We start from the raw sequence: 19,991 nt of genomic DNA on the forward strand, positions 1-19,991 counted from the left end.
TTCCCGACAGCAGGAAGTCATTTTCGCGATACCACCCGATACCACCCTAGACCGACATCCCACCAGAAACCTCAATCACTGCCCCATTGATATAACTCGCCTCATCGCTCGCGAGGAAGGCATAGACATTGGCAATCTCCTCGGGCCGTCCGAGGCGCCTGAGCGGCACATGGGCCTCCATCTCCTTCAGTACCTTGTCGGGGATAGTGCTGAGGATGGGCGTTGAAATAAAACCGGGGGCCACGGCATTCACGCGCACGCCCTTGGGGCCTAGCTCGCGGCTCCAGGTTTTGGTGAAACCGATTACACCGAACTTGCTGGCGGCGTAATTCGTCTGGCCGAAGTTGCCGTAGATGCCGACGACTGAACTCGCATTGAGGATCACGCCGCTGCCTTGCGTTGTCATGGTGTCGGCCACGGCTTGTGCGCAGTGAAAGACGCCGCGCAGGTTCACGTCGATTACCTTGTCGAACTGTTCGAGCGTCATTTTCTGCAGGCGTGCGTCCTGGGTGATGCCGGCGTTGTTGACCAGCACGTCGACGCGGCCGAACTGGTCTTTGACCTTGCCGACCACCGCATCCACCATGGCGCGCTGGGTCACATCCATCACATAACCGACGGCCTGCGCGCCCAGGGCCTGGCACTGCTTGACGGCATCATCCACCCCGGCTTGTTTCACGTCGCAGACGATGACGGTGGCGCCTTCCTGGGCAAACTTGAGTGCAGTGGCGAGGCCTATGCCCTGGGCGGCGCCGGTGATGATGCTGATCTTGTTTTGGAGTCTTGGCATGAAGTGGATATTTGGATATGGATCGATGAGATGAATGGGAGGATGGGTGAGTTAAACGAAGCAGCTCAGTAAACCGGCTGATGCTGGCGGATCGCATCTTTGACCGCACCCGTGAGCGTAAAGCCGGGCCCGAATTTTTTGGCCAGTTCGCCGCAGCGAGAGACAAAGGCGTCAATCCCCATGCCGTAGATAAACTGCATCGCGCCGCCGGTCCAGGCCGGAAAGCCTATGCCGAAGATGGAGCCGATGTTGGCGTCGTGCACGGTGGTCAGCACGCCTTCGCTGAGGCAGCGGGCGGTTTCCACCGCCTGGCGGTAAAGCAGCCGGTCTTTGAGTTCGTTGATGTCCCAGGCGGCGCCGGGTTTTTCAAACAGGGGCTTGAGTTCGGGCCACAGGTGCTTTTTCGCGCCGGGCCCGGTGGGGTAGTCGTAAAAGCCGCCGCCGGCCGCGCGGCCGGGGCGCTTCAACTCTTTTACCATGCGTTCGACCAGCAGTTCACCGGGCGTGGCGGTGTAGGTCTTGCCTTCTGCGGTGAGGTCGGTGCGTGTCTGGTCCAGCACATGCACGCTTAATGACAACGCGGTTTCGTCGAGCACGGCCAACGGGCCGACGGGCATGCCTGCCTGAATGCCGGCGTTTTCAATCGCGGCGGCGGGAATGCCTTCGCCCAGCATGGCCGCGCCTTCCATCACAAAGGTGCCGAAGGTGCGGCTGGTGTAAAAACCGCGCGCGTCGTTTACCACGATGGGGATCTTGCCCAGGGCCTGCACATAGTCAAAAGCGCTGGCCACGGTTTCATCGTCGCTCTGCCGGCCGCGAATGATCTCGACCAGCTTCATCTTGTCGACCGGGCTGAAGAAGTGGATACCGATGAATTTTTCGGGCCTGTCGCTTGCCGTGGCCAGGCTGCTGATGGGCAGGGTCGAGGTATTGGATGCGAAGAAACCGCCGGACGCCAGCAAAGGCTCGGCCTCCTGCGTCACTTTGGCCTTGAGGTCGCGCCGCTCGAAGACGGCCTCGATGATGAGGTCGCAGCCGGCCAGTTCCGTCACCTGGTCGGTCGCGGTGATGCGTGAGAGCAGGGCGCTTTGCTCGGCGGCCGTCATACGGCCTTTCTCCACACGCGGCGCGGTGATCTTGCTGCTGTAAGCCTTGCCGGCTTCGGCCTTGTCCTGGCTCACGTCCTTGAGCACGGTGGCAATGCCTTTGCTGGCCTGTGCGTAAGCGATGCCCGCACCCATCATGCCGGCGCCCAGCAGGCCGACCTTGGCAGGCCTGAAACGCCCTACGCCTTTGGGCCGCGACTGCCCGCTCTTGATAGCGTTCATGTCGAAGAAAAAGGTGTTGATCATGGCCTTGGCATTGGTGCCCGTCATGAGTTTGGCGAGGTAGCGGCTTTCGATGCGAAAGGCGGTTTCCAGGTCCACCTGTGTGCCTTCCACCATGCAGGCCAGGATGGCTTCAGGCGCGGGGTAGAGGCCGCGCGTCTGCTTTTTGAGCATGGCGGGCGCGGCGCTGAGCGCCGCGGCGATCTTCGGGTTGGCCGGCGTGCCGCCCGGGATTTTGTAGTCCCGGGCTTCCCAGGGGTGCTGGGCCGTGGGGTTGGTGGCTATCCAGGCAAGTGCTTTGCCGCGCAGCTCATCGGCATCGGCCACCAGCTCGTGCACCAGTCCCAGCTCAAGCGCCTCACGCGGGTTAAAGGTTTTACCTTCGACCAGATAGGGTTGCGCGCCCATCAAGCCAAGGTGGCGCGTCATCTTGCTCACGCCGCTGGCGCCCGGCAGCAGGCCCAGCGTGACCTCGGGCAGGCCAAACTGTGTTTTGCGGTCGTCCACCGCCACGCGGTAATGGCCGACCAATGCGACTTCCCAGCCTCCGCCCAATGCCGTCCCGTTAAGGCAACTAGCCACGGGGATGCCCAGCGTTTCGAGGGTACGGAAGTTTTTCTTGACGCGTTCGATCTCTGCGTAGGCCTTGGGCGCGTCGGCCGGTGTGAGGCGCATCACGGCCTTCAAGTCAGCGCCGGCAAAAAAAGTGCTTTTGGCGGAGGCGAGGATGATGCCTTTGAGGGCGTCTTTGTCTTTCACCACCTGCGCGGTGACTTCAGTGAGATCGTCCTGCCACTGCAGGCACATGGTGTTGACGGGGGAGTCTGGTTCGTCAAACGTGATGGTGGCAATGCCGCCCTCGATTTGGTACTGGATGGTCTTCATGGCATTCAGACTCTTTCAACAATCGTTGCGATGCCCATGCCACCGCCCACGCACAGCGTGGCCAGGCCGTAGCGCAACTTGCGCCTGTGCAGCTCGTCGACCAGCGTGCCGAGGATCATCGCGCCGGTGGCGCCCAACGGGTGGCCCATGGCAATGGCGCCGCCGTTCACGTTGACCTTGTCGTGCGGCACCTTCATCTCTTTCATGAAGCGCATCACCACGGCGGCAAAGGCCTCGTTGACTTCGAACAGGTCGATCTGCTCTACCGTCATGCCGGCCCTGGCAAGTGCCTTGCGCGTGGCGGGCATGGGGCCGGTCAGCATGATGGTCGGGTCGGCGCCGCTCAGTGCGGCGGCCACGATGCGGGCGCGCGGCTTGAGGCCATGGATTTTTCCGGCGGCCTCCGAGCCCACCAGTACGGCGGCCGCGCCGTCCACGATGCCCGACGAATTGCCGGCGTGGTGCACGTGGTGGATGCGCTCGACCTGCGGATAGCGCTGCAGCGCCACCGCATCAAAGCCCATGCTGCCCAGCTGGTCGAAGGCAGGCTTGAGCGAGGCGAGGCCTTCCAGCGTGGTGTGCGGTTTGATGAATTCGTCTTCGGCCAGAATCGTCTGGCCGAGAAAATCCATGACTGGTACAACGGAGTTGGCGAAGTGGCCGGCGGCGCGGGCTTGGGCAGCGCGCTGCTGGCTTTCGAGCGCAAAGGCGTCCACGTCGGCGCGGCTGAAACCTTCCATCGTGGCGATCAGGTCGGCGCCTATACCTTGCGGCACAAACAGGGTGGCGCTGTTGGTTTCCGGGTCTTGCGCCCAGGCGCCGCCGTCGGCGCCAATCGGTACACGGCTCATGCTCTCGACGCCACCGGCCACCACCAGGTCTTCCCAGCCGGAGCGCACTTTTTGCGCGGCCATGTTCACGGCTTCCAGGCCCGAGGCGCAAAAGCGGTTGACTTGCACGCCCGAGGCGCGGAAATCCCAGCCTGCCTTGAGCGCGGCCACCTTGGCAATCACCGCACCCTGTTCACCCACCGGTGAAACCACGCCCATCACTACGTCGTCGATGGCCGCAGTGTCGAAGCCGCTGCGCCGTTGCAGGTCGGTCAGCACGCCGGCCAGCAGGTTGACGGGCTTGACCTCATGCAGGCTGCCGTCTTTTTTGCCTTTGCCGCGCGGCGTGCGGATGGCGTCGTAGATAAAGGCTTCGATGCTCATGATGGCTTTCCTCGGGAAGGCGGGAACGCAGGGCTGGCGGGAAGGGGCCGTTGAAGTATATGCATTTCGCCAAGCAGTCGCTTTGCATAAATAGACGAACGGAAAGCCGCGTTGCGTTGTAGTGGGCTGAGGCCGGACCTGACCTTCCTCAATTCCTGACCGACATCGTTCAGGGGAGGTGGATGCCCGCGATGAATCAGAGGTGCCGTGTCTCGGCAGGGGTGTTCCACCAGGCGTTGTTGCGCCCGTCCGCGTAGTTGACCGGTGCGCTGATCAGTTCAGCCGGTTCGGCGTTGTCCAGCGCGGCGATGTTGATGGATACATAGTCGCCGCCTATCTGCTCCACGTAACCCCGACCGAAAGGCCGCACGCCGCAGTGCCTGCAAAACAAGTGGTGGCCGCTTTTGGTGCCGAACTGGTAGTCGTTCAGTTCGTTCTCGCCGGCCAGCAGCCGAAATGCGTCGGGTTTGATGATGGCGCCCCAGTTGCGGGTTTTGGTGCAGATGGAGCAATTGCAGCGGCCCGTGCCTTTGCTGAGGTCGATGTCGGCTTCAAAGCGGACGGCGCCGCAGTGGCAGCTTCCGGTATAGGTCTTTTGCATGGGGGCGAACTCCTTGATGGTTGCAGGTTGTTGGGAATATCCGGATATGACAGAATGTTGTCATGTCTGAAAGTATAGTTAAACGACAGCATGCTGTCAAATTAGAAATTGCCAACGAAGAGGTCAAGCGCACGCCGGCCGCCAATTCCCTGAGTTGGCTGGTGGTGCAGGTGATGCAGCTCAACGGCTTGTTGACGGCGGCCGGCGATGCGCTGGCGGCGCCGGCCGGGCAGACTTCGGCGCGCTGGCAGGTGCTGGCCACGGTGGAGGATGCGCCGCTGTCGGTGGCACAGATCGCACGCGCCATGAACCTGACGCGGCAAAGCGTGCAGCGGGTGGCGGATTTACTGGTGGAAGAGGGGCTCAGCGTTTATGAAAGCAATCCGGCTCATGCACGCGCCAAGCTGCTGCGGCTCACTGCCAAAGGTCGCAAGGCCTTGCAAACCATACAGGCAGGGCAAAAAGTATGGGCCAATGCGTTGGCTGATGGGATGAATGAGGCCCAGCTACGCGCCGCGAGCACCGTGCTGGCGCAGTTGCAGCAGGCCTTGATGGCGCAGGAAGCGCCGCAGGAATAGTGGGAGATTGGTGTGAGATTGCCGGCGCGTGCCGCTTAAGACGGGTCTTTGCTGCGCGTGCGGCTCACGGCGCTGAAGATTCCTATCCCCAGGAAGATCAGCGCACCTATGCCGATGTACAGATGCGGCACACCGGCCACCACGGCGCCCCAGATGACACCGGCCAGGAAAATCACGAAACCGATCATGTAAAGCGCAAAAGACATTTTCTTCTCCACGAAATGTTGTGGCTCCACTTTGCATGCCTTGGTGCCGGCGCTTTATCGGGTAGATGCGCTGATGGGTGTCAGCGAGGGCCTACGAATGGTTTCAGGAGGCTGTGGCCAATTCCGTCACCCGGGGCTTGAAGCCCTCCGGGAGGCCATTGCTCACGAGGCGGCCGCGGGGATGCATGGGACGCAGATATTGGTGCAGCACCAGGGCGGCAGCACCTACCGCTGAAGCCAGCAGGCCGTAACGCGCCACGCGCACCATGGGAGCTGTTACGCCGGCATGGGTGGCGTAGTTTTGCAGCGTCTGCCTGGCAACCTCCACCAATTCCGGAAAATGCTGACAGGATGCGCCGCCCACCACCAGCACGCTGGGATCGAAGGTGGTCCACAGGTTCTGCAGCAGCACACCCAGGTAGTGTCCTGACCGGCGAGTGTCCGCCAGCTGGCCCAGAGCACCCGAACCGATGAAGGCCTCCGCGCACCCACGCCGTCCGCAGGAGCACGCGGGTCCGTCGAGCTCCAGAATGCTGTGGCCGATCTCGCCGGCCATGCCCCGCATGCCGGTGAACAGCCGGTCGTTGAGCACGATGCCCGCGCCCACGCCAACATCGCAGGTCACAAAAATCAGCGAGTCCTTGCCGTCGTTCTCAGAGAATTCGTATTCGCTCAGCGCGGCCGTGTCGGCTTCGTTTTGCACGTGTACCGGTACCGGGGGCAGGCCTGCATGAATCAGTGCCTGGGTGATCTGCGGCAAGAAGTCCACGTTGCGCCAACCAAGGTTGGGGGCAAATCGGACCACACCGGTGGTTTCGTCAAATGCGCCGGGCAGGCCGATGCCCACACCTGAAAGTTGCGCGCCGCGCAATACCAGCTGCGCCTGGGCCACTACTGTCAGGTCGGCAATCTGGCTGCAGACGTCTTGCGGCCGGGTACCACGCAAAGGTTCTTGCGTTGACCACAGCACTTGCCCCAACAGGGACACGCTCACCACACGCAAGGTGTCGACTGCCACTTCCACACCAATCAGGCCGCGCGACCGGCAGTCGATTTGCAGGGGCGTGGAGGGCCGCCCCACACCGTTGGCGGCGGCCATGCTGATTTCACTGAGCCAGCCTTCATCAATGAGTTCTCGCACCAGCAGGCTGACTGTCGACTTGGTCAACCCGCTATGGTTGGCCAGCTGCGCGCGCGAGCGCCCAGGCTGGTTGCGCAGCAAGCGCATCAGCACACTGCGGTTGATGCGTTTGACGAGTTGCTGGTCACCTGTGGTTTTCATGGCCGATGGCATGGTTCAGGCAATGCGGTGCGGCGCCTGTGTTTTCCCTTCCGGCTGCTTGCCGGCGATGATCATGCCGAGAATCTGGTCTTCGTTCAGGTCGGCCGTGCGGTAGGTGCCGATCAGGCGGCCGTTTTTCATCACCGAGAGACGGTCGCTGAGCGAAAAAACATCCTGCATGTCATGCGTGATCAGGAAAATGCCCACGCCTTCGGCCTTGAGCTGCAGAACCAGGTTGGCCACCATGGCGGACTCCTCCGGGCCCAAGGCGGCGCAGGGTTCGTCCATGATCAGGATGCGGGCATTGAAGTAGATGGCGCGCGAGATGGCCACCACCTGGCGCTGCCCGCCCGAGAGGCGCCGCACCGGGGTGTGGATGTTGGTGAAGTTTTTATTCAGGCGCCCAAATACCTTGCGTGCCTGCGCCTCCATGAAGTAGTCGTCCAGCGTATTCCAGGCCGTCATTTTTTCACGGCCCAGAAAAAGGTTGGCCACGGCGTCCAGGTTGTCGGCGAGCGCCAGCGTCTGGTAGATGGTCTCGATGCCCTGGTGCTGTGCATCGGCCGGGGTCCGGAGATTCACTTTCTGCCCCATCACATGGATCTCGCCCGAATCGATAGGGAAAGCGCCGGCCAGCATTTTCATGAGGGTTGATTTGCCCGCGCCGTTGTGGCCCAAGACGGCGACAACTTCGCCTGGGTACAGGTTCAGGTTCACGCCGTCCACGGCATGAACGCCGCCAAAGGCCTTGCGGATGTCCTTGAATTCGACCAGGGGTTCGGTAGTGATTTGCATTTCAGTGATCCATTGCGCTGCGCGCCACCCGCGACACATGAAACCGCACGGCAAAGGCCAGGGACACCGCGGAACCGGCTTCGCCGGGCCGCTGGTGTGCCTTGCAGGCCGCGTGGCTGCCGGAGGCAGCCACCGCTCGACCCGTCCAGACCGACGCAGGTCGGTCTGGAGCCGCGGGTCTCGCCCCCCTTGAGGGGCTGAGAGCCGCGGCTCCAAGCCTGCCTGCGCAGGCTTGGACGGCTTCGAAGGGCCTCCGCCTCTGGCGGAGGTGCCGGGCGCCGAAGGCGCTTCGGGGGTGTTTCATCCTAGTTTTCCTGCGCCCACTTGCGGTAGAGCACGTCAAATACCACCGCCACAATCAGCACCTGCCCGATGATGATCATGCGTTTTCCGATGGAGACGTCCAGCAGCAGCATGCCGCTGTCCAGCGACTGCATGATGAGGGCGCCTAACACCGAGCCGATGATGGTGCCACTGCCTCCGGCCAGTGCAGTACCGCCGATCACCGCGGCGGCAATCACGAACAACTCCATGCCGGTGCCTAGCGAGTTGGTGCCTGCGTTCAGGCGGGCCACCGACACGATCGCCGCGATGGTGATGAGCACGGCGAGCAGGGCAAACAACATGAGCGTCACCCGCTTGACCGGTATGCCGACCAGTACAGCAGCGTCGGGGTTGCCGCCCATGGCGTAAACATAGCGGCCAAAACGGGTGCGCTGGGAGATGAAGGACATCACCACCGCCACGGCCGCCCAGATGAGCACCGGGATCGGGATGCCCTGGGGAGCGTCCTTGTTGGTGACCAGATAGCTGTTCATGGTGGCAGCGAACGCGGCCAGCAGGGCCACCGGTGCCGCCACCAGCAGTACATCCACCCACACGGGCTGGTTGGGCATCTCATGGCGCGTAGAGGCACGGCGGCGCAACAGCATGCGAATCACCAGAACCAGGCTCACACAGACGGTCAGGACCCAGGTGGCGGTCACGCCGATGCCACCGTCATAGCCGCCACCGAGTTGCAGAAAAGTCTCGTCGCTGACGGGCTGGGTCTTGCCGTCGGCCACCAGAAAAGCCGCGCCGCGCAAGGACATCAGCCCTCCCAGCGTGACCACAAAAGACGGGACGCCGAGCATGGCGGTCAGCCATCCCTGGTATACCGACACCACCAGCGCCGCAGCCAGCCCGGCGAGTGAGGCCGCCGGCCAGGACCATCCCAGGGTGTATTGAAGATAGGCGATGAGCACGCCGACAAAACCGATCACCGAACCGACCGACAGGTCAATATGCCGGGCCACAATGATCAGCACCATGACAGTGGACACGATGCCCACCACCGCGGTTTGCTGGGCGATGTTGTAGAGGTTCTCAGGCGACAGGAAAATGCCGCCCGACAGGACCTGGAATACGCCCGCCAGGACGGCGAGCACGCCCCCCATGAACACCAGCCGCCAGTCGACAGCAGCGTTGCGCAGGAACCGAACGGGAAATTGCATGGTTTTGAGGATGCAGCACTCCCCAAGGCAACCTACAGGCCGGTTGCCTTGCCTGCTTGCGCAGAACGGGGAGCAGGTGGTTGAACGCCTGTATTAAAGCCTGTATTACTTGCAGGCCGCGACGTTGCCCGTGACACCCTTGCAGAGTTCGTCTTTCTTGATCCAGCCGGCTTTCACCACCACATCGAGGTTGTCGCGGGTAATAGGCACGGGCTTGAGGAACTGGGCCTGCAGGGCGATCTTTTTCTCGCCACCATTCCAGGAGGTCGCGCCGTCGACTTTTTTGCCGGCACCCAGATTGACAGCTGCGCTGGCCGCCTGTTTACCGAGGTCGCGCGCATCTTTCCACACCGACACGGTCTGGGTGCCCATGGCCACGCGGTTCAGGGCGGCAAAGTCACCGTCCTGGCCGGACACCGGTACGCCCTTGAGGCCTTTGGAACTCAGCGCCGCCACGACACCGCCAGCGGTGCCGTCATTGGAGGCCACCACAGCATCGACCTTGCCGCCGTTCTTGGTCAGGATCTGTTCCATGTTTTTCTGCGCGACTTCAGGCTTCCAGCCCTCGGTGTATTCCTCGCCCACGATCTTGATGTCGCCTTTCTTGACGGCGGCGTCAATGATTTCCTGCTGGCCTTCGCGCAGGAAGTTGGCATTCGGATCGGTGGGGGAGCCCTTGATCATCACGTAGTTGCCCTTGGGCTTGGCCTGGAACACCGCACGGGCCTGCATGCGGCCGACTTCCTTGTTGTCGAAGGTGATGTAGAACACGCCGGGTGCCTCGATCAGGCGGTCGTAGGCAATAACCGGCACTTTTTGTTTGGTGGCCTTGTTCACGGCGGGCAGGATGGCGTCCTTGTCCATGGCCAGCACGATCAGGACCTTGGCGCCCTTGGCCATCAGGCCGTCAATGTCCGCCAGTTGTTTTTCGGGGGAGCCCGCGGCGTCTGCGCTGATGTACTTGGCGCCCAGCTTTTCAAGCTGCGTCTTGATGGCGGCCTCATCGGTTTTCCAGCGTTCCTCCTGGAAGTTGGACCAGCTGACGCCGACAGTGACCTGCGCAAATGCGCCGGCAGCGGCCAGGCTGAGTGCCATTGCGGTGAGGGAATTTTTTAGTTTCATGAATGTCTCCGATAGTTCTGCCCAGTCGGGCGTGTAGTTTTGAAAACCCAGCTGAATCCCGGTAATCGTTCCGCTGCAAACGCAGCACTTCAGAATTAGTTTGAACGACGCACTAATTATGTGGACCTGAAAAATTCCCCGCCTAGGGACAAACCCCGGGTGTGCGGGGGTCGCTTTAAATTTTTGATGGTTTCTGTAATACCAAAGGCTGAGCAGCAGGCGCTGCAAGCAGAAAACCCGTCAGCGGCAACGGCTGGCTGGATCGGTTTTCCCCTGGAAAGGCTGCGCTTCAGTGGGCGGCAGACGGCTCTGTCACCCCAAGCTTGATGGCCCAGCTTGACAGTGCGGGCAGGATGGAGGGGTAGAGCTCCACGCCCGATTCCATTTGCCTGGCTGCCAGCGCAATGCCTTTTTCCCCCGGGGTGCGCACGGCAGACCCTGCTCGCGCGGGTCGTGATGCGCGGCAGGCATCGGCGACATGGCCAGTCTGGCGTATGAAGGCATCCAGGCCGGCAAAAGTGCGCGGGTCAATCACCTGCAGGAACACCGTCGCGCCCCATCCCTCTTTCGGATCGGCGCGGCCGTGGCCTGCGAGGCCTCCGGTTAATGCCTCTACCAGCAAGGTGAGGCCATAACCCTTGTGGCCCGAGTCCATGCCACCCAGCGGCAGGATGGTGCCCTTGGGTTCGTCGAACAGCACCGAAGGGTTGTCGCTGGCCACGCCGTGGCCGTCCATCACCCAGGCAGCAGGCAGCCGCTGGCCTTCCTTGTGCAGCCGGTTGGTCATGCCGTTCGTCGTGGCCGAGGTGGACACATCCATCAGCACCGGAACGCCGTTGGTGGGAATGCCGGCAGAAACCGGGTTGGGTGTGAACACCGGGTCCAGCCCGCCAAAGGGGGCAACGCTGGCCGTGTTCGGGTCCGAGCAGGTCAGCAACATCATCAGGCCCTGATCGGTGGCGCGCTTGAGATAGGCGGCCAGGCAGGCGATGTGGTGGCTGCGGCGAATCACCACGGTGCAGGTGCCCTGGGCTGCGGCACGCTCAGTGGCCAATGCCATCGCTTGCAGAACCAGCCAGGGGCCGGGCAAGCGGCGGCCGTCCCAGGTCACGGCGGCCGGATGGTCGGCCAGCACCGTTGGGGTGCCGAGTTTTTCCATCGCGCCAGATTCCAGCTCAGCCAGGTAGCCCGGCAGCAGGGCGAGCCCGTGGGTGTTGTGGCCCATCAGGTCGCCCTGGACCAGGATGTCGGCCACGGCAGCGGCTTTGTCGTGCTCCAGCCCGGCGGTGGTCAGCAGGGTTTGGGCGTAGTTGATCAGATCGGTCTGGGCGTATCGCATGGATTTGTCTCGGGGTTGTCTCAATGTTGTCGCTGTAGATGCTCTGTTTTTGATAGCTGCTTGCGCTCGTCCTGTATGGGTTAGAGGGCGTTTTGATGCGTATCTTCCAGCGCAGCAGGTCACGTCAGGCCGGCCATCGTTATTTTGAACATTCTAGGGACGAGCGGGTAGGGGCGCACACCGCACAATCCATCGCGGCATTTAATCCGGTGCCATAAAAAAAGCGGAAAGCAGGCCATGAGCCCGCTTTCCGCCTGAGGCACCGAAGGCGGTGCAGGCGAACATGTTTATGGTTACGTCGCCAATCAGCCCAGCTTGATGCTGCTGGGGTCCGCGGTGAGGTAGCCGACAGCCGCGCCGAAGCGGTCCTTGTAGTTCGCGCGCACCAGCGGATCCAGCGTGGCTTGCACCTTGCCATGCAGCGAGTTCCAGTCTCCCGCATGCTGGAAGTTGCTCATGATGTAGGTCCAGCCGTTGAGGTCGTCCACCACATGCAGGCCGGTGGCTTCGGCGCCCGCGGGCATGGACATCAGGCGCGACAGCTGTCGGGTGTCGACGTTGTAGGCCCAGATGAAGTTGTTGATGTGCGAGCCGCTGTCCTCACCAATGAAGAGGGTGCGCATTTTTTCCGAGAACTTCAGGTTGTCGGGGTTGGCGATCTGGTTGGGGTCGGCCTTGTTGCCCAGCGCGTCGGCGGCAATGTCTTCGCCGACCAGCAGGGCCCTGGTGTGCACCGGCATCCATTCGCTGTCGATGGCGTTGCCACCCAGGTCTTTCTGGCCGCCGTCCAGCTTGTGCGCCATCACGCCGCCGGCGATCAGGGCCTTGTCGAGCGCGATGCCGCTGGCCGCGTTCCAGCCCTTGCCGGTCTTGACCATGGAGTCCTGGATATTCTGCAGCGCCGAGTAGGCGACCTTGTCCTTGATGTTGACGGTGGTGCCTTCCATTTTGGAAAATCCCATGCTCCCGCCCATAAGGTAGGCATAGCGGTGGGTTTCCAGGAAGGCTGCGGCTTTTTCCATGCCGGGCTTGATCTTGATCCAGTTGGCGTTGCCGCCATAAAACACCTTGGTGAAGCTCGCATCACCGGGGTCTGTTTTCGATACCGCCATGATGTCGGCGGGCTTGAGCGTGTCGGCCATCTTTTCGATCTCGGCGCTGGTGGCGTGGCCCAGCTTGATCCAGGAGATCTTCGCGCCCTGGTCGGCAGGGTTGACCGAGAAGCCGGTGCCCAGCTTGCCCACATACAGCGTGCCGGAAGACAGGTCTTTTTCACGGTCCGCCACAAAGACGAAGAGGCCGCTGTTGGTGGCGTCGTCGCCCATCAGCACGGTGCGGTTGTCCGGCATGACCTGCACCAGCTCATGCGAGATGCGGCCCATGTTGTAGTGTTTCTTGACCGTGCCGGTGCCGTCGGGATGCACGGTGACTTCCGGCAGGTGGCCGTAGTGATAAGGGTTCGCTTTGGTTTCGTCGCCATAGACGTTCTTGCTGAACTTCTTGAATTGCGCGCTTTCCGCGGCGAAGGGGGCATCGGGCTCGTACTCTTCGCTGGACAAGTGGGTGTTCCAGGGCGAGAGGCTGGCGCCACAGGTGATCCACAGGCCATGCGCTTTGGACATGTCCACGTTGTGGTATTTCACGAGGCTGAGCTTGCCGGTGGCCTGGTCCTGGTCCAGCGTCAGCACGGCGATGGGTGAGGGCAGGTTGCCGTAAGCGTCGGCGCCAGCCAGGTCTCGCGTGGTGTATTCAAACTGAACTACGGCAAAAACTGCTTTGCCTTTGACTCCGGGTACGTTGGCATTGGGCAGGCCGAGCAGCGAGGTGCCGTCAGGTCCGTCCGAGAATATCTGGCGTTCCTTGCCGGGCACCGAGCGGTCAATGATGGGCCGGTTGCTGATGTCCACATAGCCGCCGGCGAGGATGGTGCCGCCCTTGCCGTCCGGCACCATGTCGCCGGTCACGAAGAAGGGCTGGTAGGCGAGCTTGTAGCTCTGCGTGCTGTTGTCTTTGAGGCGCACCTGGAGGCTGGAGCCCACGGTGGTGGTGGCCATGGCGGCCGCGTTGGCAAGCGTTGGGGCGGCCATGGAGGTGAAGCTGGAAGACAAGTAATTGCCCGCAGCGGCGGGGCCGCTGCCGGTGGCGCAGCCCGACAGCAGGGTGCTGGAGGCCAGGGCCCCCAGCGGCAGCATGGGCGCAGTCGCCAGGAATTTCAGGGCCGTGCGGCGGGAGGGAAGGGAAGGGGTGGCCAGGTCGGACATTGTTATGGTTTCCAGTGTTTCAGGTGGGTGATCGCGAAGCCGCAGCCCTGGCCGCGCACTCCGGCGGGGCAAGTCGGGCTGCGCTGCGGGAATCTTAGGAAGCTTGTGTGACAGTTTCTTGAAAAGGGCTGCCACAGACGGCCCCAGGCAGGGGTGGCTCCCGCTGATTAACCTCGCGCCGGGTACTTGAATATCCCCGGGGGAACCGCAAGCTGGTTTGCTGCGGGCCAAAATCGGTCTGCCAGAACAGCAACCCTCAAGGCCCCCCATGACCACCCAACTCAAAATCGATTTCGTGTCCGACGTTTCCTGCCCCTGGTGCGTGATTGGCCTGAAGTCGCTGGACCAGGCGCTGGAGCGCGTGCACGGCGACATCCAGGCCGAGCTGCACTTTCAGCCCTTTGAGCTCAACCCGAAGATGTCGCCCGAAGGCCAGGAAATCACCGAGCACATCACCGAGAAATACGGCATCACGCCCGCGCAGGCCCAGGCCAACCGTGAGAACATCCGCGCGCGCGGCGCGCAGGTCGGCTTCAAGTTCAGCATGGCCGACGAGCCCGGCGGCGGGCGCAGCCGCATCTACAACACCTTTGATGCGCACCGCCTGCTGCACTGGGCCGAACTGGAAGGTGTGGACAAGCAGAAGGCGCTGAAGGAACTGCTCTTCAAGCGCTACTTCACCGACGGGCAGAGCCCGGCTTCACACGAGGTGCTGGCGAAAGCGGCTGCCGAAGTGGGGCTGGATGAAGCCCGGGCGCGGGAGGTGCTGGCGTCAGGCGAATACGCGGCAGAGGTGCGCGAACGCGAACAGTTCTACCTGACCCAGGGCATCCACTCGGTGCCGGCCGTCATCATTAACGACCGCCATCTGATCTCCGGTGGGCAACCCGCTGAAGTGTTTGAGCAGGCCTTGCGGCAGATTGCCGCCGCAGGCTAACGGCTCGCGCCCAGCACTTCAAAAGTGCCCGACTGCTGGACCCAGTCCTTGCCGTTGGATGCAAACCCTGTGGCTGTGCCGGTCTTGAGATTGAGCGCTACCGTGATCGTGTAGCCGCTTTCGGCTGAAAGATAAGACACCACATGCACGTCGTCCGAAATTTTCACGGCGGCGCTGGCGCTTTCGTGGTGGTCTTTTGAACCCGGACCGGTGCTGCGCCAGGTCACCCCTCCGTCGGCCGAAAAAATATGCTCAAAGCTAAGGCCCTTCGTCGGGCCGTCCTTGAAGCTCCAGCGCAGGGTCTTGCCGTGCAGGGATTCGTTGAGGGCGGCTGTCATGGGAGCTCCAAAAGTAAAAAGTAACGTCAGCGCGACTGAATGAAGGCGGATGCGCTTGCCGACAGTTTCAACTTAGCTCCCGCACAGGAACATGTTTGTGGGAGGCGTGTTAGTCGGATGTAGGACAAGCGGACGCGCTGGCATTTGCTGTGGATTCAGCCGTGGATTCAGGGCCGGGTTTTCAATGGCAGTGCTGCTGCCATCGTCTGGGTACTCCAAAGCCCAAATTCTCTTTCTTGTCGTTGCTCCTGTTTTGATAGCTGCTTGCGCTGGCCCTGAAAGGCCTGGTGGCCGAAATCGCGTAAATTTTTGACGCGGCAGTTTGCCTGGGCGTGCGCGGCGTTCTCCTACAAAAGTGGCTGTGCTTGCCTGACCGTGCGGTACTCCCCTGGGTTGCACCATCGATTCAGATGTCTGGAAATCACCACGTTGCCCTATAGGCGGCGTCTGGGCAGCTTTTCACAAAGCGACAAGAGACAAAGGAGCACACCATGGCAAAGGAACAACACGACCAGAATCCTGATCCCCGCGCGGCCTGGGCCAGGGGGGAGAACCGGTACCCAGGTGCATTGAAGACCGCCGTCGCAACGGGCGATGACGCAGTGGACGACGATGACGCCATCATCGAAAGCCTGAATGACCTGCTCGAGTCTTGCCGTGACGGTGAGTATGGTTTCCGCGAATGCGCCGGGCACACCAAGGCGCAGGACATCAAGACACTGCTGCTTCGCCATGCCGATGAATGCCGGGCTGCAGGCCTGGAGCTGCAAACCCTGATTCGCCAGCTCGGCGGGAAGCCCGATGAAGGCGGCTCGGTCAGCGGTGCATTGCATCGCGGATGGGTTTCCGTGCGGGCCACGCTGAGCGCGTTGAGTGACCAGGCGATGCTCAATGAGTGCGAGCGCGGGGAAGACGCTGCAGTGGCACGCTACCGCAAAGCCCTGAAGCGCAATTTCCCCGCCGGTATCAGAGCCGTGGTGGAACGCCAGGCCCAGGGCGCGCAGCGCAACCATGACCAGGTGAAAGCCCTGCGCGATGCACTGAAGGCCTGATAAGGGTCGGCCTTCGCACGCAAGGAATCGGTAAGATTTTTGTCGGCACTCGAGGCTCGGCAAACCAAGGGGCGGCATTTGTCGCCCCTTTTTTTATTCCTCCATGTCGGGAGTGCCCCCGTTAGTTCTTCAAGCTGCTTGCGCAATCCACCTGGGCGTCGAGCTGTACGCCGTTGCGTGAATAGTCAGCATCGGTGACCTTGCAGCCGGAGCGCAGTTCAATCGCCTGCAGCAACGCTGCGCGGCCCGCAGGGGTCGATATGACGCTGCCGCCTTTTGACCCTGGAGCAATGGCTGTCCAGGTGCCGGCTGTCAGCTGGCTGATGAGATAGGTCTGCCCGTCGACGCTAACGGGGTGCGGGGGCGGCTCTGCTGTTGTGCCGGCACATCCGGCCAGGCAGATGGCCGCAAACATGCCGGATGGCCATCCACGGTTTTTCATGAAAGGGGGCCGGACAGGCTGCTTTTGATTGCAACCATGGAAGGTATCGGCGTGGCGACAGTTTCGGCTTTGGGCTCGGGCGCCTTGGGTGGCGCTTTGGGAACCTTGTTGTCGGGGCAGCCGGACAGGAAAAACAAGGTCGCCAGTACAAAGGGCAGGTAGGGTTTCATGGGTGTCTCCAGGTGCGTTCTATGGCGCTGTCTGAATAATAGGACGCAGCCGGCAACAGGGCCAGCCCTTGGGCCGCAAGTCGCGGCGAATGCCTACACCCGGCGCGAAGGTGAGCCCGTCACACCCATGCGCTGCAAGGCCTCGCTCAGGCTGCGTGCCGGGGCCGGGGTCGCGCATTGCTGTTGAGCGGGCCCGTGGGCACTGGGGTGCCGAGCCGCGGGCGGACAGGAGTCAGGCGGTGTGGGCGACTGGTTTTCTGCGTCCGGCAGTGTCTTGCCTCGGAGCTCTGCGGCCATTCGCCGACCTTCAGTCTGCAGGTAAAGCGTCAAATCCATTTCATCGAGCTGCTTCATGGTGAGCATTTCTGGTTCATCCCTTGAATAAGGCCGGGCAAACAGAACTCCTTATCCAGGCGAATCTAGGCTCAAGCCCTTCACCCGCGTGTCAGGCCATCGGCCTTGGGTCTGTAGGAGTGCAACGACAACCCAGGCAGGGCCGCCGTGAGGGCTATTTCGCGGCCGGTGGCGCCTTGAAGCCCACTTGTTTCATGGCGGCGGTGAGCCCGTTGCGTGACGCCTCGTAAGTCTCCCAGGGCTGGTTGCCGATGGCCAGGCGCCCGCCCAGGGTTTGCGCCGTCCAGTGTGCGCCGCCGGTCAGCGAGGCCAGTTCATCCCAATCGACAGGGACGGACACGCCGAGGCCCGGCCGGGCACGCATGGACCACGCCGCGACGGTGGTGGCGCCAAATCCATTGCGCAGGTAGTCCGGAAAAATCTTGCCGATGCGGTTTTTAGGGCCGCTCTTGGCGGCAAAGCGCTGGGGGATCACGGTGGCCAGGTGCATCACGATGGCATGCGAGAAATCCTTCACGGTGTCGAAATCGTATTGCCGCTTGAGCGGCACCACCACGTGCAGGCCTTTGCCGCCGCTGGTTTTCAGGAAATTCACGAGCTTCAGTTCGTCAAGGAAAGCGCGCACCAGCTGCGCGGCCTCCTGAACCTGCGGCCAGGCAACGCCTTCACCCGGGTCCAGGTCGAACGTCATGCGGTCGGGCTTGTGGATGGCGCGCGTGGTGGCGTTCCAGGTATGGAACTCGATCACGTTGATCTGCGCGGCCGCCAGCAGGGCGGCTGTGGAGGGAATCTCCAGCAGCGGACCATGGCCGGGGTCCAGCGCGGGGTCCAGCAATTTGATGCCGGGAATTGACGTAGCTTCGGCATGCTTCTGGAAGAACAGCTCACCACCTATGCCCGAAGGCGCGCGCACCAGCGCGGTGGGCCGGGCCTTGAGGTGCGGCAGCATCAGCGCCGCGACCTGTGCGTAGTGCTCGACCACGTTTTGCTTGGTGAAGCCGGTGCTGCTGTCGATCACCCGGTCAGCATGCGTGACACGCAGGGACTTCAGCGCTGCAGGGGCGGACTTCGCGGTCTTTTTTTCAGGGACGTTCAGGCCACCCTTCGCGGTAGGTTTTTCGGTGGAGGTTTTTTGGGCGGGGTTCACGGTAGTGCCTTTCTTGCCGCGCTCCAGGACGGCGGGTTTTTCACGGAGGATGTTTGTTGCGGGTTTGTCGGTGCGCAGGCCCTGGAATACGGAGTGGCGGATATGGCCGCCATGGGTCCATTCACCAAAGGCCACTTCGGCCAGCAAACGCGGCTTGACCCATTGGCCTTTGACGCCGGCGGGCAGCTTTGCGAACGGGCTGCGATCGGTGTGAAGTTTTTCCAGCCGGGCTTTCAGTGTGTCCAGCATCTCGTCGTTGAAGCCGGTGCCGACATTGCCGGCGTATTGAAGCGCACCTTCTTCATCGTGGACGCCCAGCATCAATGCGCCCAATCCGATGCGCGAGCCTTTGGGTGCGGTGTAACCCCCAATCACGAACTCCTGGCGCAACTGGGTTTTGAGCTTGATCCAGTCCGGCGAGCGGCGTGACACGTAAGCCGAGTCCACGCGTTTGCCGATCACACCTTCCAGCCCGACACGCCGGGCCGACTCAAGCAGATCCTGCGGTGCTTCATCAAACGCATCGCTGAAACGGATGGTGTCCTGCGGATTGCGGGTGACCAGCGCGCAGAGGATTTCACGGCGCTGCGCCAGTGGCAGTTGCCGCAGGTCCAGCCCGTCAAAAAATGGGAGATCGAACACGTAGTAAAGAATGTCCGCCGTACTCGCATGGTCGAAAGCGTTTTGCAGCGCGCCGAAGTCGGGGACGCCGCGTTCGTTCATCACCACGATCTCGCCATCGATCCAGCCTGAAGGCAGTTCCAGCGCAGCCACAGCCTTGGCAAGCCTGGAAAGCTTGTCGGTCCAGTCGTTGCCCTTGCGTGTGAAAAGGCGAACTGATGAGCCGTCGATACGCGCCAGCAACCGGTAACCGTCGTATTTGATTTCATAAACCCAGCCTTCGGGGCTGGCAGGCGGGCGCGTGACCAGCGTGGCCAGTTGCGGCGCGAGCGTTTCGGGCAGCTTCGCCTTGATGGCGCCTTCGGGAATGCTTGCATCAGCTTGTTTTGGGCGTGCCTTGGCCCGGGTTTTTTTGACAGGCGCCGTCAGCGCTTTCTTTACGGCGGTGCTGGCTGTGGCATCGCGCGGCAGAGGCTTGCCCGAGAGCACGCTGTTGGGCAGCGCCTTGAGTACGTCAAACTCTTTTTCGGCGCGGGCATGCTCGTCGTGCTCTTTGATCAGCAGCCAGGGTTCATGGGATTCGTCGCCTCGCCCGTGCATGCGCACCAAGGTCCAGCCGCCCTTGAGCTTTTCGCCATGCAGTTCAAACTTGAGCTTGCCGCTTTTGAACCCCTTCACCGGGTCGCCGATCGGCGTCCACAAGCCGCGGTCCCACACGATCACGTCGCCCGCTCCGTATTGTCTGGCCGGGATGCTGCCCTCAAAACCGGCGTAGGAAAGCGGGTGGTCTTCTACATGCACGCCCATGCGCTTGACGGCCGGGTCCAGGCTGGGGCCCTTGGGGACGGCCCAGCTTTTGAGGGTGCCTTGCAACTCCAGACGGAAGTCGTAGTGCAGCCGGCTCGCGTCGTGCTTCTGGATGACGAAGCTGAGGGCTTTATCCGAGCGGGCGCCGCCGTGAGCGGGCTCCGGCGTACGCGCGAAGTCACGCTTGGCGCGGTAGTTTTTCAGCAGGTCGCGGGCGCCCATGTCGTCG

Annotated in this window: 19 protein-coding genes; 3 read left to right on the forward strand and 16 right to left on the reverse strand. The window is 62.2% G+C overall.

Annotated elements, in window-relative coordinates:
- Positions 1-46 precede the first annotated feature (46 nt).
- The 4 genes from fabG to AC1DY9_RS04815 form a co-directional block, all read right to left on the reverse strand.
- Positions 47-790, reverse strand: a complete 744-nt coding sequence (gene fabG, locus AC1DY9_RS04800) for a 3-oxoacyl-ACP reductase FabG (RefSeq protein ID WP_457280697.1) — start codon at positions 788-790, stop codon at positions 47-49.
- Positions 791-855: 65 nt separating this feature from the next.
- A complete protein-coding gene (locus AC1DY9_RS04805) occupies positions 856-3,003 on the reverse strand; it encodes a 3-hydroxyacyl-CoA dehydrogenase NAD-binding domain-containing protein (RefSeq protein ID WP_477665919.1) in 2,148 nt (715 codons plus the stop codon).
- Between the two features lie 5 nt (positions 3,004-3,008).
- Positions 3,009-4,217, reverse strand: coding sequence for an acetyl-CoA C-acetyltransferase (locus tag AC1DY9_RS04810; protein ID WP_477665920.1), 1,209 nt, complete (start codon positions 4,215-4,217; stop codon positions 3,009-3,011).
- Positions 4,218-4,413: 196 nt separating this feature from the next.
- On the reverse strand, positions 4,414-4,818 hold the full coding sequence (locus AC1DY9_RS04815) for a GFA family protein (RefSeq protein ID WP_457280700.1): 405 nt from the start codon (positions 4,816-4,818) through the stop codon (positions 4,414-4,416).
- Between the two features lie 62 nt (positions 4,819-4,880).
- On the opposite strand from AC1DY9_RS04815, the gene AC1DY9_RS04820 reads away from it, so the two are divergent.
- Positions 4,881-5,396 (forward strand): MarR family winged helix-turn-helix transcriptional regulator, encoded by a 516-nt coding sequence (locus AC1DY9_RS04820; RefSeq protein WP_477665921.1) that lies wholly within the window; start codon positions 4,881-4,883, stop codon positions 5,394-5,396.
- Between the two features lie 35 nt (positions 5,397-5,431).
- Here the strand turns inward: AC1DY9_RS04820 and AC1DY9_RS04825 are convergent, their stop codons facing one another.
- The 7 genes from AC1DY9_RS04825 to AC1DY9_RS04855 all read right to left on the reverse strand — a co-directional run bounded on the left by AC1DY9_RS04825 (position 5,432) and on the right by AC1DY9_RS04855 (position 13,894).
- Positions 5,432-5,602, reverse strand: a complete 171-nt coding sequence (locus AC1DY9_RS04825) for a hypothetical protein (protein ID WP_457280702.1) — start codon at positions 5,600-5,602, stop codon at positions 5,432-5,434.
- A 103-nt stretch (positions 5,603-5,705) separates the two neighbouring features.
- A complete protein-coding gene (locus AC1DY9_RS04830) occupies positions 5,706-6,884 on the reverse strand; it encodes an ROK family protein (protein ID WP_477665922.1) in 1,179 nt (392 codons plus the stop codon).
- Positions 6,885-6,899: 15 nt separating this feature from the next.
- A complete protein-coding gene (locus AC1DY9_RS04835; protein WP_457280704.1) occupies positions 6,900-7,679 on the reverse strand; it encodes an ATP-binding cassette domain-containing protein in 780 nt (259 codons plus the stop codon).
- 305 nt (positions 7,680-7,984) lie between these two features.
- Entirely contained in the window at positions 7,985-9,115 is a 1,131-nt protein-coding gene (locus AC1DY9_RS04840; protein WP_457280987.1) for a sugar ABC transporter permease, read from the reverse strand.
- Between the two features lie 162 nt (positions 9,116-9,277).
- Positions 9,278-10,294 carry a D-xylose ABC transporter substrate-binding protein gene (gene xylF, locus AC1DY9_RS04845; protein ID WP_457280705.1) on the reverse strand — a complete coding sequence of 339 codons (1,017 nt, stop codon included), beginning with the start codon at positions 10,292-10,294 and terminating at the stop codon, positions 9,278-9,280.
- Positions 10,295-10,583: 289 nt separating this feature from the next.
- A complete protein-coding gene (locus tag AC1DY9_RS04850; RefSeq protein ID WP_477665923.1) occupies positions 10,584-11,633 on the reverse strand; it encodes an Ldh family oxidoreductase in 1,050 nt (349 codons plus the stop codon).
- Between the two features lie 305 nt (positions 11,634-11,938).
- Positions 11,939-13,894, reverse strand: a complete 1,956-nt coding sequence (locus AC1DY9_RS04855) for a PhoX family protein (RefSeq protein ID WP_457280707.1) — start codon at positions 13,892-13,894, stop codon at positions 11,939-11,941.
- A 268-nt stretch (positions 13,895-14,162) separates the two neighbouring features.
- On the opposite strand from AC1DY9_RS04855, the gene AC1DY9_RS04860 reads away from it, so the two are divergent.
- Positions 14,163-14,831 (forward strand): DsbA family oxidoreductase, encoded by a 669-nt coding sequence (locus AC1DY9_RS04860; protein WP_457280708.1) that lies wholly within the window; start codon positions 14,163-14,165, stop codon positions 14,829-14,831.
- Here the strand turns inward: AC1DY9_RS04860 and AC1DY9_RS04865 are convergent.
- Positions 14,828-15,169, reverse strand: coding sequence for a MoaF N-terminal domain-containing protein (locus tag AC1DY9_RS04865; protein WP_457280709.1), 342 nt, complete (start codon positions 15,167-15,169; stop codon positions 14,828-14,830). The genes AC1DY9_RS04860 and AC1DY9_RS04865 overlap by 4 nt on opposite strands.
- A 491-nt stretch (positions 15,170-15,660) precedes the next feature.
- Between AC1DY9_RS04865 and AC1DY9_RS04870 the strand changes: the two genes are divergently transcribed.
- A complete protein-coding gene (locus tag AC1DY9_RS04870) occupies positions 15,661-16,221 on the forward strand; it encodes a ferritin-like domain-containing protein (protein ID WP_457280710.1) in 561 nt (186 codons plus the stop codon).
- Between the two features lie 121 nt (positions 16,222-16,342).
- Here the strand turns inward: AC1DY9_RS04870 and AC1DY9_RS04875 are convergent, their stop codons facing one another.
- The 4 genes from AC1DY9_RS04875 to ligD all read right to left on the reverse strand — a co-directional run bounded on the left by AC1DY9_RS04875 (position 16,343) and on the right by ligD (position 19,984).
- On the reverse strand, positions 16,343-16,663 hold the full coding sequence (locus AC1DY9_RS04875) for a hypothetical protein (RefSeq protein ID WP_457280711.1): 321 nt from the start codon (positions 16,661-16,663) through the stop codon (positions 16,343-16,345).
- Positions 16,660-16,833: a hypothetical protein gene (locus AC1DY9_RS04880; RefSeq protein WP_477665924.1), complete on the reverse strand. Its 174-nt coding sequence runs from the start codon at positions 16,831-16,833 to the stop codon at positions 16,660-16,662. The genes AC1DY9_RS04875 and AC1DY9_RS04880 overlap by 4 nt, the downstream gene beginning before the upstream one ends.
- 93 nt (positions 16,834-16,926) lie before the next feature.
- The gene (locus tag AC1DY9_RS04885) at positions 16,927-17,187 is read right to left on the reverse strand and encodes a hypothetical protein (RefSeq protein WP_457280713.1); all 261 of its coding nucleotides are present in this window, start codon (positions 17,185-17,187) and stop codon (positions 16,927-16,929) included.
- Positions 17,188-17,341: 154 nt separating this feature from the next.
- Entirely contained in the window at positions 17,342-19,984 is a 2,643-nt protein-coding gene (ligD, locus tag AC1DY9_RS04890) for a DNA ligase D (RefSeq protein ID WP_477665925.1), read from the reverse strand.
- Between the last annotated feature and the right edge of the window lie 7 nt (positions 19,985-19,991).

The sequence above is a fragment of the Polaromonas sp. P1_F6 genome (genome assembly GCF_056405695.1).